The 13,812-nt window shown below is 71.5% G+C and carries 12 protein-coding genes; 4 read left to right on the forward strand and 8 right to left on the reverse strand.

Annotation, left to right across the window (positions count from 1 at the left end):
* The first annotated feature begins 3 nt into the window (after positions 1-3).
* The 3 genes from ID574_RS18700 (at position 4) to ID574_RS61610 (ending at position 3,621) form a co-directional block, all read left to right on the forward strand.
* The gene (locus tag ID574_RS18700) at positions 4-678 is read left to right on the forward strand and encodes a response regulator transcription factor (protein ID WP_188190149.1); all 675 of its coding nucleotides are present in this window, start codon (positions 4-6) and stop codon (positions 676-678) included.
* 164 nt (positions 679-842) lie between these two features.
* Entirely contained in the window at positions 843-2,786 is a 1,944-nt protein-coding gene (locus ID574_RS18705) for a serine/threonine-protein kinase (protein WP_223166831.1), read from the forward strand.
* Positions 2,787-2,832: 46 nt separating this feature from the next.
* Positions 2,833-3,621 (forward strand): FHA domain-containing protein, encoded by a 789-nt coding sequence (locus ID574_RS61610; protein WP_188190150.1) that lies wholly within the window; start codon positions 2,833-2,835, stop codon positions 3,619-3,621.
* Between the two features lie 101 nt (positions 3,622-3,722).
* On the opposite strand, the gene ppdK is transcribed toward ID574_RS61610, so the two are convergent.
* A complete protein-coding gene (gene ppdK, locus ID574_RS18715) occupies positions 3,723-6,359 on the reverse strand; it encodes a pyruvate, phosphate dikinase (RefSeq protein WP_188190151.1) in 2,637 nt (878 codons plus the stop codon).
* Positions 6,360-6,588: 229 nt separating this feature from the next.
* On the opposite strand from ppdK, the gene ID574_RS18720 reads away from it, so the two are divergent.
* Entirely contained in the window at positions 6,589-7,941 is a 1,353-nt protein-coding gene (locus ID574_RS18720; protein ID WP_188190152.1) for a cytochrome b, read from the forward strand.
* Here the strand turns inward: ID574_RS18720 and ID574_RS18725 are convergent.
* The 7 genes from ID574_RS18725 to ID574_RS18755 are packed head-to-tail and all read right to left on the reverse strand — an operon-like array spanning position 7,933 to position 13,802.
* Positions 7,933-9,105 (reverse strand): HAMP domain-containing sensor histidine kinase, encoded by a 1,173-nt coding sequence (locus ID574_RS18725; RefSeq protein WP_188190153.1) that lies wholly within the window; start codon positions 9,103-9,105, stop codon positions 7,933-7,935. The two genes, ID574_RS18720 and ID574_RS18725, sit on opposite strands and share 9 nt — an antisense overlap.
* Entirely contained in the window at positions 9,102-9,770 is a 669-nt protein-coding gene (locus ID574_RS18730; RefSeq protein ID WP_188190154.1) for a response regulator transcription factor, read from the reverse strand. Before ID574_RS18730 ends, ID574_RS18725 begins: the two co-directional genes overlap by 4 nt.
* 10 nt (positions 9,771-9,780) lie before the next feature.
* Positions 9,781-10,632, reverse strand: coding sequence for a S1C family serine protease (locus tag ID574_RS18735; RefSeq protein WP_223166832.1), 852 nt, complete (start codon positions 10,630-10,632; stop codon positions 9,781-9,783).
* Positions 10,629-11,570, reverse strand: coding sequence for a VWA domain-containing protein (locus ID574_RS18740; protein WP_188190156.1), 942 nt, complete (start codon positions 11,568-11,570; stop codon positions 10,629-10,631). The genes ID574_RS18735 and ID574_RS18740 overlap by 4 nt, the downstream gene beginning before the upstream one ends.
* The gene (locus tag ID574_RS18745) at positions 11,567-12,646 is read right to left on the reverse strand and encodes a DUF58 domain-containing protein (RefSeq protein ID WP_223166833.1); all 1,080 of its coding nucleotides are present in this window, start codon (positions 12,644-12,646) and stop codon (positions 11,567-11,569) included. The genes ID574_RS18740 and ID574_RS18745 overlap by 4 nt, the downstream gene beginning before the upstream one ends.
* Positions 12,643-13,656, reverse strand: a complete 1,014-nt coding sequence (locus tag ID574_RS18750; protein ID WP_223166834.1) for an AAA family ATPase — start codon at positions 13,654-13,656, stop codon at positions 12,643-12,645. Before ID574_RS18750 ends, ID574_RS18745 begins: the two co-directional genes overlap by 4 nt.
* Positions 13,653-13,802: a hypothetical protein gene (locus ID574_RS18755; RefSeq protein ID WP_188190157.1), complete on the reverse strand. Its 150-nt coding sequence runs from the start codon at positions 13,800-13,802 to the stop codon at positions 13,653-13,655. Before ID574_RS18755 ends, ID574_RS18750 begins: the two co-directional genes overlap by 4 nt.
* Between the last annotated feature and the right edge of the window lie 10 nt (positions 13,803-13,812).

A 13,812-nucleotide genomic window follows, 5' to 3' on the forward strand; every position in this document is an offset into this window, starting at 1 on the left:
GCCATGAGGGTGCTCGTCGTCGAGGACGACCCCGGCATGTCCCGCATGCTGATCCGCGGGTTGCGGCGGGAGGGCTACGCCGTGGACGCCGCGGGCAACGGCGAGGACGCGCTGTGGAGCGTCATCGAGAACGACTACGACGCCGTGGTGCTCGACGCCATGATCCCCGCGCTCGACGGATTCGAGGTGTGCCGGCGGATGCGCGCGGCCGGCCGCTGGGCCCCGGTGCTCATGCTCACCGCGCGCAACGCCGTGACCGACCGCGTACGCGGCCTCGACTCGGGCGCCGACGACTACCTCACCAAGCCGTTCGCGCTGTCGGAGCTGTACGCCCGGCTGCGCGCGCTCACCCGTCGCGACCCTCACGAGCGTCCCTCCGTGCTGAAGGTGGGCGACCTGACCCTCGACCCGGTCAGCCACGTGGTGCGGCGCGGCGAGAGGTCGGTCACGCTGTCGCCGAAGGAGTTCGCGCTGCTGCAGGAGTTCATGCGGCGGCCCGGCGAGGTGCTCAGCCGCACCCATCTGATCGAGCACGTCTGGGACTTCGCCTACGACGGCGGGTCCAACGTCGTCGACGTGTACGTGCGCTATCTGCGCGACAAGGTGGATCGGCCGTTCGGCCGCGACAGCATCCAGACCGTGCGCGGCGCCGGCTACCGCCTCGACCCGGCGACCTGATCGTCCCTTCGTCGACCGGAGAATTGACTCCAGATCCGCACATCGGTGGAACAAGTCGTCAAAAATCGGCCGGAAACGCTGTGTATTTCTCCGCTCACCCACTAGATTCGGACCCGGCGCTCCGGAGCGGTGTTGGTCCGTGACGATGAGTGAGGGGAGACGCGGTGCGCGAGGGCACGACGGTCGGCGGGCGCTACCGGCTGATCCGGTGTCTGGTCAACGGCCGCGCCACAGAGGTGTGGCTGGGCCGCGACGTGCAGCTCAACCGGGCGGTCGTGCTGAAGCGCATGCTGGTCGACACCGCCGGGTTCAGCCGGTTGGAGGCAGAGGCCCGCGCCCTCGCCGCGTTCAACCACCCGAACGTGGTCACCCTCTACGACGCCGTCCACGACCCGGACGACGACACCTACTGGCTCGTGATGGAGCACGTGCCCGGCGGGAGCCTGGACGGCCGGCCGCCGATGTCGCCGGAGCAGGCGGCGCACGTCGGCGCGCAGATCGCCGGCGCGCTGGCCGCCCTTCACGCCAAGCGCATCGTGCACGTCGACGTGAAGCCGGGCAACATCATCGACACCGGCAGCGGCGTGTTCAAGCTCGCCGACTTCGGCGCCGCGTACCGCGTCGGCGGCCGGGAGACGATCACGCCCAACGGCGCCATCGGCTACACCGTCGACTACGCCGGACCCGAAGTCGTCCTGGGGCGGCCGGAGCCCCGATCGGACGTGTTCTCCCTCGGGGCCACCGTCTACGCCCTCGTCGCCGGCCGCCCGCCGCGCCCTGGGACCGATGAGGGCGGGTCCGGCGGGCACCTCACGGGGTGGGAGGCCGCGCGCGGCGCCGTCGCGCTGACGGCCGACGTCGGGCCGCTGGAGGGCCTGCTCCGGGAGATGCTGCAGCGCGACTCGCGGGATCGGCCGAACGCGGTGGAGGCGGGGCAGCGGCTGGCCGCGATCGCGCGCGGTCGCGCCGTGCGGCCGTCCCCCGCCCGTCCGGTGAGCCCACCGCGCCCGTCCGGCGTGGAGGGCGCGTCCGACCCGGCAGGGAACGAGGCGGCACGTGCGCCGGTCTCCCTGCTGCGACGGCCGTTACCCCTCATCGTGGCGGGCGCGGCCCTCGTCGCGCTCGCCGTCGCCCTCCGCTTCACGCTGCCCGCGCTGAGCGGTGAGGCGGTCGGGCGACGCCCCAGCGCGACACCTCTCGCGGTCCCGCCCACCACCTCGTCTCCTGCGGTCTCGCCGTCCCCCGTGACCGCGACCTCGGCGTCGTCCCCGATCGGCGATCCCCGTACGGCCGACCCCTGCGCCCTGACCAACCCCGCCGCGCTCGGCCGGTTCGGCAGGACGGAGCTCGACATCGACTACGGCAACTTCGACCGGTGCGACGTCATCGTGTTCCCGCCCGGCGGCGGGGTCGTGGACGTCAAGGTGTGGCTCGACCACGACGAGCCCTCTGAGCAGGCCGAGCCGGCCGGGACCGTCGGCGGGATCCAGGTCATCGAGAACCCCGCCGAGAGCGACAGATGCCGGCGGACGCTCATACTGCCCGGTGTGACCGACACCCTCGTGAAGGTCGACGCGGATTGGGAGGACCAGGGCCAGGCCGACCTGTGCGCCATCGCCGACGCCGCCGCCACCACCGCGGCGGAGGCCCTCGACCGAGGGCCCATCAAACGCCGTTCCCCGCCTCTGCCGGCCAGGTCGCTGGCGCAGCGGGACGCCTGCTCGCTGCTGCGCGGCGACGCCCTGGAGGTCGTCCCCGGCATCGACGCCACCGATCCGGACGTCGGGTTCGGCAACTGGGAGTGCGGCTGGGACAGCACCACCAGCGACACGTGGGTGGACTTCAGGTTCGACCGCGACCAGCCGCCGAACGCGGCCGACGGCACCGCGACCCGGCTCAACGGCTACCGCGCCTTCGTCGAGCCGGAGGGCGAGGGCGCCCGGACGTGCCTGCTCCAGGTGGTTTACCGCACGTACGCCGACCAGCACGGCCGGCCAGCGGTCGAGAAACTGCACATCGTGGTAGGCGGCTCGCGCCCCGTGGACCGGCTCTGCGGCATGGCCACCTCCCTCGCCCGCTCCGCCACCGCCCGGCTGCGGGATGCCTGATCTTCCGTACGTGTACGCGTCCGGCCAGCGCCAAGGAGGCGAACCGATGAACGTGCCCGACAGCCTCGCCTACGGCGTGGACCCGGCCAGCCCGGGCGACCTGCACGTCCGCACGCTTGCCGGCGGGCTCAGGGTCCCGCCGCGCCCGGGCCGCCACGTCCGCTTCGGCCGGGCCGGACGCCCGCACGTCGACCTCAGCGTGGGCGCCGACGACCAGTCGGTGAGCCGCCTGCACGGGGAGGTGACGTACCGCGACAACCGGTGGTGGCTGCGCAACCTGGGCCGGCAACTGGTGCGGCTGCCGCGCGGGCAGCTGATGCACTCCTCGACCGACCCCATCCCCCTGGCGGAGGGCTACACCCCGCTGTTCATCAGGGGCTCCGGCCACCGTCAGCACCTGGTGGAGCTTTACGTGGCGGGCCACGAGGACGAAGTGCGGGCCATCCGCCGGCAGGCCGTCACCATCCCGCCGAAGGTCTGGCACCTGGACGAGACGGAACTCCTGCTCCTGGTGGTGCTGGGCGAGCGCTACCTACTGTACGAGGAGTCACCGCGGCCCCTGACGTACCGGCAGGCGGAGGCCCGGCTGGCCTACCTGCGCCCGGAGGACAGGTGGCGGAAGAACATCATCGAGGACCGGATCGAGGCCGTCCGGCGCCGCCTGCACGCGGCGGGCTTCCCGTACCCGCTGCTCCACGACGACTCGGACGGCCGCCCCTACGACAACAACCTCCTGCACAACCTCCTCCGGGGCCTGGTGGAGTCCACGACCCTGGTCCCGCCGCACCTGCAGCTCCTGGAAACCGACCTCGACCTGCCCCCCACCCGCGACTAGCCTCGTCATCCGCACGTGCCGCCCCGCCGCAGGCCGGCGGCTGCCCCTCTCCGGTCGGAGACGGGCGGAGGGGCGGGCGTGACAAGGTGCGGAAAGCGGGACTAGCGGGTGTCGGAGTCGGTCTCGGTCAGGGCGGCGCGGCCGGCCTCCAGACGCGCCACCGGGATGCGGAACGGGGAGCAGGAGACGTAGTCCAGGCCCGCCTCGTGGCAGAAGTGGACCGAGTCCGGGTCTCCCCCGTGCTCGCCGCAGATGCCGACGTGCAGGTCGGGCCTCGCCGCCCGGCCCTCCCGGACCGCGATCTCGACCAGGCGGCCGACGCCCTCCCTGTCCAGGGTCTCGAACGGGGAGACGCCGAAGATGCCGAGATCCAGGTACTGGTGGAAGAAGGCGGCCTCCACGTCGTCCCTGGAGAAGCCCCACACCATCTGGGTCAGGTCGTTCGTGCCGAACGAGAAGAACTCGGCGGCCTCGGCGATCTGGCCGGCCGTCAGCGCCGCCCGCGGGACCTCGATCATGGTGCCGATCAGGGCCTCGACCCCGACCTCCGCCAGGATCTTGGCGGCCTCCTCGCGTACCGACTCCAGCTCCTGCACGGCGGCCACCAGCGGGATCATGATCTCCGGCCGGGCGCCGGGGACCTCCTTCGCGGCCTGGGCGATGGCCCTGACCTGCATCGCGAACAGGCCGGGGATCACCAGGCCCAGGCGTACGCCGCGCAGGCCGAGCATCGGGTTCTGCTCGTGGAGGCGCTTGACGGCGGCCAGGAGCTTGCGGTCCTTCTCCGTGACGTCCGACGACGTGGCGACCTTGACCGACAGGTCGACGATGTCGGGCAGGAACTCGTGCAGCGGCGGGTCGATGAGGCGGATGGTGACGGGGTCACCGTCCATTGCCTGAAATATCCCGATGAAGTCGGACTTCTGCAGCGGCTCCAGCGCGTCCAGCGCCGCCTGCCGCTCCTCGTCCGACGCGGCCAGGACCAGGTCCTCCACCAGTTGCCGGCGCTCGCCCAGGAACATGTGCTCGGTGCGGCACAGGCCGATGCCCTGCGCGCCGAAGCGGCGGGCGCGGGCGGCGTCCTCCGGGGTGTCGGCGTTGGCGCGGACCCCGAGCCTGCGTACGGAGTCGGCGTGCCGCATGATCCGGTCCACGGCCCTGACGAGCTCGTCGTCCGGCTCGGCCCCCTCGAAGTACTCGACCACGGCCGAGTCGACCACCGGGACCTCGCCCAGGTAGACCTCGCCGGTCGTCCCGTCGATGGAGATCACGTCGCCCTCCGACACGACCACCCCATCCGGGGCCGTGAACGTCCGCTCGTCGACCGAGACCTCCAGCTCCTCGGCGCCGCACACACAGGTCTTGCCCATGCCGCGGGCGACCACGGCGGCGTGGGAGGTCTTGCCGCCGCGGCTGGTCAGGATGCCCTTGGCGGCGATCATGCCGGCCAGGTCGTCCGGGTTGGTCTCCCGCCGGACGAGGATGACGTCCTCGCCCTGATCGGTCAGCTCCACGGCCCGCTCGGAGGAGAAGACGGCCTTGCCGACGGCGGCGCCGGGCGAGGCGTTCATGCCCTTGGCGATCTTCTTCTTCTCGGCGCCGCCGTCGAAGCGCGGGAACATGAGCTGGGCCAGCTGGTCGCCGGTGACGCGGGTGACGGCCTCGTCGATGGTGATGAGACCCTGGTCGACGAGCTGGGTGGCGATGCAGAACGCGGCCGCCGCCGTACGCTTGCCGACCCGCGTCTGCAGCATCCACAGCTTGCCGCGCTCGATCGTGAATTCGATGTCGCACAGGTCCTTGTAGTGCGTCTCGAGCGTCTCCATGATGCCGAGGAGCTCGTCGTAGGAGTGCTTGTCGATGCGCTCCAGGTCCTCCAGCGGGATCGTGTTGCGGATGCCCGCGACCACGTCCTCGCCCTGGGCGTTCGGCAGGTAGTCGCCGTAGATGCCCTGCCGGCCGGTCCCCGGGTCGCGGGTGAAGGCGACGCCGGTGCCCGAGTCGTCGCCGTAGTTGCCGAAGACCATGGCCATGATGTTGACGGCGGTGCCGAGGTCGGCGGGGATGCGTTCCTGGCGGCGGTAGAGGATGGCGCGCGGGGCGTTCCAGGAGTCGAAGACGGCCATGACGGCCAGGCGCATCTGCTCGCGCGGGTCGGTGGGGAAGTCCTTGCCGGTCTGCTCGCGCACGATCTTCTTGTACGTCTCCACCAGGCCCTGCAGCTCGCCCGCGTTGAGATCGGTGTCCTGGCGCCTGCCCTTGATGGCGTCGAGAGCGTGCTCGAACAGGTCGCCGTCGATGCCGAGCACGGTCTTGCCGAACATCTGGATGAGCCTGCGGTAGGAGTCCCACGCGAAGCGCTCGTTGCCGCCCGCCTGCTTGGCCAGGCCGTGCACGGACTCGTCGTTGAGACCGATGTTGAGGACCGTCTCCATCATGCCGGGCATGGAGAACTTCGCGCCGGAGCGGACGCTCACCAGCAGCGGGTCGTCGGCCTGGCCGAGCCTCCTGCCCATCTGGTTCTCGAGCGCGTTCAGGTGCTCGGCGATCTCCTGCTCCAGGCCGTCCGGGAGCGTGCCCCGCGTGAGGTAGTGGCGGCACGCCTCCGTGGTGATCGTGAATCCGGGGGGAACGGGCAGCCCGAGGTTGGTCATCTCCGCGAGATTCGCGCCTTTACCGCCGAGAAGATCCTTGAGATTCCTGTTGCCTTCGGTGAAGTCGTAAACGTGCTTGGCCACCACAGCTCCAATCCAACGCCTCTGTCCCGGACTCTACCGGCGAAATTGATGATGAAACTGCACTCCTCGCTTAAGTCGTCGTTTGTGCAGGTAAAGGGCCCATGAGAGGTCTAATCCAATTTTTGCGAAGGTCAACAGGGAATTGGTTTATACCAATTGGTTTACACCAATTCTTGTGAAAGGGGCAAGGCCGGTGCAGAATCGGATCACACCCCCGCCAGGAGGCCCAATGGCCGCTCCTCCGAAGGTCAAGAGACGGGCCCGCGCCGTGGCCGGCTCGGCCAATGCGGCCCGCGGCACGGCCCTCTATCTCGACGACCGCCTGCCCATCGCGCGCTGGCTCCGGCCGCAGCTCAGGAAGCTGTTCCCCAGCCACTGGTCGTTCCTGCTGGGTGAGCTGGCGCTGTACGCGTTCGTGCTGCTGGTGCTGACCGGCACGTTCCTCACGCTGTTCTACAAGCCCAACCCGGACGTGGCCTACGCCTCCACCGTGGAGATCAGTCTGGAGGTGCGCGGCGGGCTGCTGATGCGCCAGCTGCACCACTGGTCGGCGACGGTGTTCGTGCTGGCGATCGTGGCCCACCTGTGCCGGGTGTTCTTCACCGGCGCGTTCAGGAAGCCGCGCGAGCTGACGTGGATGCTCGGGGTGGTGCTGTTCGGGCTGGTGCTGTTCGAGTCGTTCCTGGGCGTCTCGCTGCCGGGCGACCAGCTCGCGATGACCGGTCTGCGGCAGGCGCAGGGGCTGTTGCTGTCGATTCCGCTGGTAGGGACGTACCTGTCGGCGTTCGTGTTCGACGGCGCCTTCCCCGGGCAGGTCATCCCGCGGATCTTCGTCACGCACGTGCTGCTGGTGCCGGGGATCCTGCTGGCGGTGGTGCCGCTGCACGCGCTGATCCTCACCTGGCGGCAGAAGCACACCGAGCGAAGGGCCACGGCGGCCGGGGAGCAGGTCGTCACGGGCGGCCCGTTCTTCCCGTACTTCGCGGTCAAGAACGGGGCGACGGCGCTCTTCACGATCGGGGCCATCGCGGCGCTGGCCACGTTCGCGCGGGTGAATCCCGTGTGGGAGCACGGGGCGTACGATCCGGGCGCCCATCCGGTGTCGGCGCAGCCGTTCTGGTATTTCGGGGTGCTGGACGGCGCGCAGCGGCTGGTCCCGGGGTGGGAGATCCCGGTCGGCGGGTTCGTGCTCCAGCCCGGGCTGTGGATCCCTCCGCTGGTCCTCACGGTGTTCTTCGGCGTGCTGCTCCTCTACCCGTTCCTGGAGCGGCGCTTCACGGGCGACGGCGACCACCACCATCTGCTGGACCGGCCGTCGCAGGCGCCGACGCGCACCGCGCTCGGCGTCGCCGTCATCACGTTCTTCACCGTGTTGTGGGCGGGGATGTGGGTCTCTCCGGTTCCGCCGGACATGCACTCGGCGCCCGGATTCCCCGCGCCGCCGCCCGCCCCGCCCGCGCTGCTGACCGTCCCCGCCTCCACCTACGAAACGATCATTCTGGGCCTGCGGGTGGCGGTGTTCGTGCTGCCGGTGGCGGCGTTCCTCGTCACCCGCGCCCTGTGCCGCAGGCGGTCAGGCTAGGGGGTTGCCCTCGGGCGGCGTGCCGGGAACGCCGTCGCGCGGCGGCAGCCAGAGCACGAACGTCGCCCCCTCCCCCAGCCTGGAGAAGACGGCCACCCGGCCCCCGTGCGACTCCACGATCTGCCGGACGATGGCCAGGCCGAGACCCGTGTGGCGGTCGCGGCGGCTGTTCTCGCCGCGCCAGAACCGGTCGAACACCCGCTCCTGGTCGGCCTCCTCGATGCCGGGGCCGTCGTCGCGGACCGCCGTCCACAACCAGCCGTCCGACCGGCCCGCCCCGACCCGGATCGTGCCGCCGGGGGGCGACAGGCGCACGGCGTTGGACAGCAGGTTCGCCACCGAGCGCCGCAGCGCGTCGGCGTCACCGGTCATCTCCAGGCCGCGCCCGAGGTCGCGGACGATGGTCAGGCCACGGGCGGCGGCCGGGGCCGCGTACTCCTCGCACGCCTCCCCCACCACCCCGGCCAGGTCGAGGTCGGCGTCGGCGAACGCGCCGCCCTGCCGCCTGGCGCTGGCCAGCAGGTCCTCCACGAGCTTGGTCATGCGGGTGGTCGCGCGGTCGACGATCGCCACGGCCCTGGCCCGCTCCTCGTCGCTGGCGTCGGGGTCGGCGAGCACGGCGTCCACGTTCGCCCGGATGATGGTCAGCGGGCTGCGCAGCTCGTGCGAGGCGTCGTCGATGAGCTGGCGCTGCGCCCGGAACGCCTCCTCCAGGCGGTCGAGCATCTTGTCGATGGTGTCGGCCAGGTCCTTCAGCTCGTCGCGCGGCCCGCTCAGGTTGATGCGCCGCTTCAGGTCCGTGGCCTGGATGTCCTCGGTGGTACGGGTGATCGACCTGACCGGGCGCAGCACGCGGCCGGAGAGCACCCAGCCGATGCCCAGGCTGGCGGCGTAGAGGCCGGCCAGAGTGTAGAGCGAGTAGTCGCGCAGCGTGGCCATGGTCTGGACGTTGACCGCGTTCTCCACCTCCTCGGCGAAGACCACCTCGCGCTTGCCGACGTACTGGCCGTTCTCGCCGTACTGCTTGGCGTACTGGACGCTGATCTGGCGCTGGTCGGTCGTCTTGGAGACCGCGTAGTAGATGCCGCCGAGCACGAGCGCGGCCAGCACGAACAGCAGGCCCGAGTAGAGCACGGTGAGCCGGAAGCGGATGGTGTGGATCATGTCGGCTCCCTGAGCCGGTAGCCCCGGCTGATCACGGTCTCGATGAGGCCGTCCTCCTGCAGCTTGCGGCGCAGGTTGCCGACCGTGACCCGGACGGTGTTGGTGAACGGGTCGGCGTGCTCGTCCCAGACGTGTTCGAGCAGTTCCTCGGTGGACACGACGTGGCCCGGTCTGGTCATGAGGTAGTGCAGGACGCCGTACTCCTTGGGGGTGAGCGCCAGCGACCGGCCGTCCAGCGTGACCTCCAGCCGGGCCGTGTCGATCCGCAGCCCGCCCACCTGGAGAACGGAGGTGCCGCCGCCGGAGTCCCTGCGCAGCAGGGCCCGCACCCTGGCCAGCAGCTCGGGGAACGCGAACGGCTTGACCAGGTAGTCGTCGGCGCCCTCGTCGAGCCCGCGGACGCGGTCGTCCAGCCGGTCGCGGGCGGTCACCATGATGATCCGTACGCCCCCCTTGCCCGCGGCGCGTACGGTCCGGCACAGTTCGAAGCCGTCCCCGCCGGGCAGATTGAGGTCGAGCAGGACCAGGTCGTACGTGTTGACCTGCAACTTCTCGTGCGCGGACGGCGCGTCGTAGGCCACGTCCACCGCGTATCCCGCACGAACGAGGCCCACGCGCAACGCGTCGACCAGGTCCTCCTCGTCCTCCACCACAAGCAGTCGCATGCCTCGTAACCTAGTTTCGGATGATTCGTTCCGCGATGGGCGCGGCGCGGTCGATGGGGATGGCGAAGCCGATGCCGATGTTGCCGCCGCCCCGGCCGGCCGCGATCGCGGTGTTCACACCGACGACCTCGCCCCGGGCGTTGACCAGCGGTCCGCCGGAGTTGCCCGGGTTGATGGACGCGTCGGTCTGGACGGCCGTCCGCCGGGCTCCGCCGAGCCGCACCTCCCGGTCGAGGGCGCTGACGATGCCGGAGGTGACCGTGCCCGACAGGCCGAGCGGCGAGCCGATGGCGAGCACCTGGTCGCCGACCGACAGGTCCGCGGACCTGCCCAGCGTGGCCGGCGTCAGGTCCCCAGGGTAGGACACCTCCAGCACCGCCAGGTCCTCGTCGTCGTCCTCGCCGACCACGCGGGCCGACAACCTGCGGCCGTCGTTCAGTATCACCGTCACGTCGCCGTAGCCGCTGACCACGTGCGCGTTGGTGAGGATGTGGCCGCGGTCGTCCACCACGAACCCCGATCCGCCGCCGCGCCCGACCTCCACCGAGACCACGCTGGGCAGCACCCGGGCCGCGGTCGCGCTCAGCCCGCTCAGGCTCGCCGACGGGGCGGGGGCGACCCGCGGCAGGGCCGCGGCGGGGGCCGGCTCGGACCCTTCAGAGAGCCGGGCCCCCGCCACGCCCGCCGCCGCCCCGGTGACCGCCGCGACGAGCGCGGCGGCCACCAGCAGGCGTCCCTTGGGCGACGTCGTGGGTGGTTTGGTCGCTTTGTATGCCGCCCCGCCCTGCGGAGGGACCTCCTGCCGGGCCTCCACCGGCAGCGTGACGAACTCCGGCCCGCGCGGACTGCCGAGCCCCTTCACGGGAGCCTCGCGAACCACAGCATCGACGTCACCGCCGCGATCAACGCGGAGATCAGTCCCGCCGCCACGAACCACTGCCATACCTCCTGACGCTCGGTCCGGAATCCGACCGAGCTGCCGATGTCCTCGTAGACGGCCTGCAGCTCGTCGCCGCTCGCCGCCTCGTAGAAACCGCCGCCCGCCGCGTCGGCCAGCCCGCGCAGCGCAGGGCCGTCCACCGGCACGGGCACGTCGCGGCCGGAGAGATTGATCGTGCCGTCCGGCGTACCGTAGGCGATGGTGGTGACCGGGACCCGTCGGTTGGCGGCCTCGGCCGCCGCCTCGCTGACCGTGCGGCCCGTGGTGTTGGAGCCGTCGGACAGGAGCACGATGTGCGCGGGCGGCGCCTCCTCCTCGGAGTCGAGCGAGGCGATGGCCTCCAGCGAGGAGAAGACCGCATCGCCGATGGCGGTGCCGGAGTCCATGGAGAGCCGGTCGAGCGCGCTCAGCACGGCCTGCCGGTCCGTGGTGGGCGGCACGGCGACCGACGCCCCCGAGGAGAACGGCACCAGCCCCAGGTTGAAGCGCTCCGGCAGCCCTTGCACGAACTGCCTGGCCGCCTGCTTGGCGGCCTCGAAGCGGTTCGGGGAGACGTCGGTGGCGCCCATGGACGCGGACACGTCGAACGCCACGATGATCGTCGCCCGCTCCCTGGGCACCGTCACCTCGGCGGTCGGCCGGGCGAAGCCCACGACGAGCAGCGCGAACATGAGCAGCAGCGCCGCCGCCGGCAGGTGCCTGCGCCAGCCCGGCCCCTTGGGCGCGACCTTGTCGAGCAGGTCGAGGTTGGTGAATCGGACGGCGTACGCGCTGCGCCGCAGCGTCACCACCACGTAAGTGACGGCCAGCAGGGCCACGGGGATGAGCAGCAGCAGCCAGATGGGCGCGAGCAGGGTCACGCCGCGTCACCTCCTTCCGGTGGGCCGCCCCTGACGGGGCCTGCCGCATTGGGGCCGCCCGCGTTGGGGCCGCCCGCGTTGGGGCCAGTCGGACTGGGGCCTGCCGCGCCAGAGCCCATCAAGCCGGAGCCCGTCGAGCCGGAGCCGGTCACGCCCGCCGGGAAGGCCGGGCTCGCGGCCAGCGCGGCCAGGCGGCGCTGTCGCATGACGTGCTTGACCAGATCTCGCACCCAGTCCCGGTCGGTACGCAGCCGCAGATGGGTGGCCCCGGCCCGGCGCATCGCCTGCGCGATGGCGTCGCGCTGCCCGGCCGCCGCCTCGGCGTACCTGCGCCGCAGCCGCGCGCTGGAGGTGGAGACCTCGCGCCGCCGCCCGGTCTCCGGGTCGATCAGCGTCAGGATCCCCACGTCGGGCAGGGTCAGCTCCCGCGGGTCGAGCACCTCGACGGCCAGCACCTGGTGCCGGGCGGTGAGCTTGCGCAAGGGCAGCTCCCACGTCTCGGGCGCGTCCAGGAAGTCGGACACGACGACCATGAGGCCGCGCCGCCGTACCACCCGGCCCAGCTGCTCGGCCGCCACGCCGAGCAGCGGCTCGGCCACGCCCGGCGGCGTGCGGGGCAGCGCGAACGCCGCCTGCAGCACCGCCATCAGGTGCGGCCGGCCCGTCCTGGCGGGCAGCGTCCTGACGCCGCCCCCGTGCAGCATGTGGGTGCCGATCCGGTTGCCGGTCCGCTGAGTGAGGAAGCCGATCGCGGCCAGCGCCGACAGGGCCAGCTCCCGCTTCTCCATCGCCGCGGTGCCGAAGTCCATGCTGGCGGTCGCGTCGAGCAGCGCCCAGATCTCCAGCTCCCGGTCGGCGACCAGATCGCGCACGTGGGGCTCGTTCGTACGCGCGGTGACGTTCCAGTCCATCCGCCGCACGTCGTCGCCCACCTGGTACGGCCGGGTCTCCGCCGGCTCGCTCCCCGGACCTGGCACCAGCCCCAGGTGCTCACCCTGGAGCAGTCCATCCAGCCTCCTGGTGATCGTCAGCTCGAGCCTGCGCAGGGCGGGCTCTGTGATCAGGTACGGCTTCATGCCACGGCGTCCTGACGCAGGGTCTCCTGCTGCTGGGCTCCCTCCTGCTGCGGGGCGATGACCGGCAGCGGCACGGCGGCCACCACCCGGTTCACGATCTCCCGCTGCGACACCCCGTCGGCCAGGGCGTCGAAGGACAGCACGAGCCGGTGCGCCATCACGTCGAGCGCCAGGTCCCGCACGTCCTCGGGCAGCACGTAGTCGCGGCCCCGCATGAGCGCCAGCGCCCGGCCGGCCGCCAGCAGGCCCAGCGTGGCCCGGGGGCTGGCACCGAACGCCAGGAGCCGCCGCACGTCCTGCACGCCGTAGCGGTCGGGGTCGCGGGTGGCGTAGACGAGGCGGACGGCGTACTCGGCGACCGCGTGGTGCACGAACACCTGCTCGGCCCGCCGCTGGAGCGCGACGACCTGGGCGGGATCGAGGATCGGCTGGGGTTCCGGCGGGTCCACGCTCATGCGGTAGACGATCGCCAGCTCCTCCGATTCGCTGGGATAGTCCACGTCGATCTTCATGAGGAAGCGGTCACGCTGCGCCTCGGGCAGGTGGTAGACGCCCTCGGACTCGATCGGGTTCTGCGTGGCCAGCACCAGGAACGGCGTCGGCACGTCATGGGTGACGCCGCCGATGCTGACCTGCCGCTCGGCCATGATCTCCAGCAGGGCGGACTGCACCTTCGCGGGCGCCCGGTTGATCTCGTCGGCCAGCAGCAGGTTGGCCATGACCGGGCCCAGCTCGATGTCGAAGCTCTCGGTCGACGGCCGGTAGATCCTGGTGCCGACGATGTCGGCGGGCACCAGGTCGGGCGTGAACTGGATACGCGCGAACGTGCCGCCGACCACGGTGGCAAGCGTCTCGGCGGCGAGCGTCTTGGCGATGCCGGGCACGCCTTCGAGCAGGCAGTGCCCCTTGGCGAGCACCGCCACGAGCAGCCGCTCGACCATGTGGTCCTGCCCGACGATCACCCGCTTGACCTCGAACAGCGCCCGTTCCAGGAGCGCGGGATCCGTCACGGCTGCACCGCCTTGTCAGGGCAGTCGTCCACGACCATCCGCAGCTCCAGGGCGTGGCTCGGCTCCGGTTCTGCGAACGCGGCGCTTCCCGTCATGAGCGCCGCGCCGGCGGCCAGCAGTACAACAGCGAAACGTGATGTACGCATGGATTTCCTT

This window comes from Nonomuraea sp. SYSU D8015, assembly GCF_008065375.1.
Taxonomy (GTDB): Bacteria; Actinomycetota; Actinomycetes; order Streptosporangiales; family Streptosporangiaceae; genus Nonomuraea.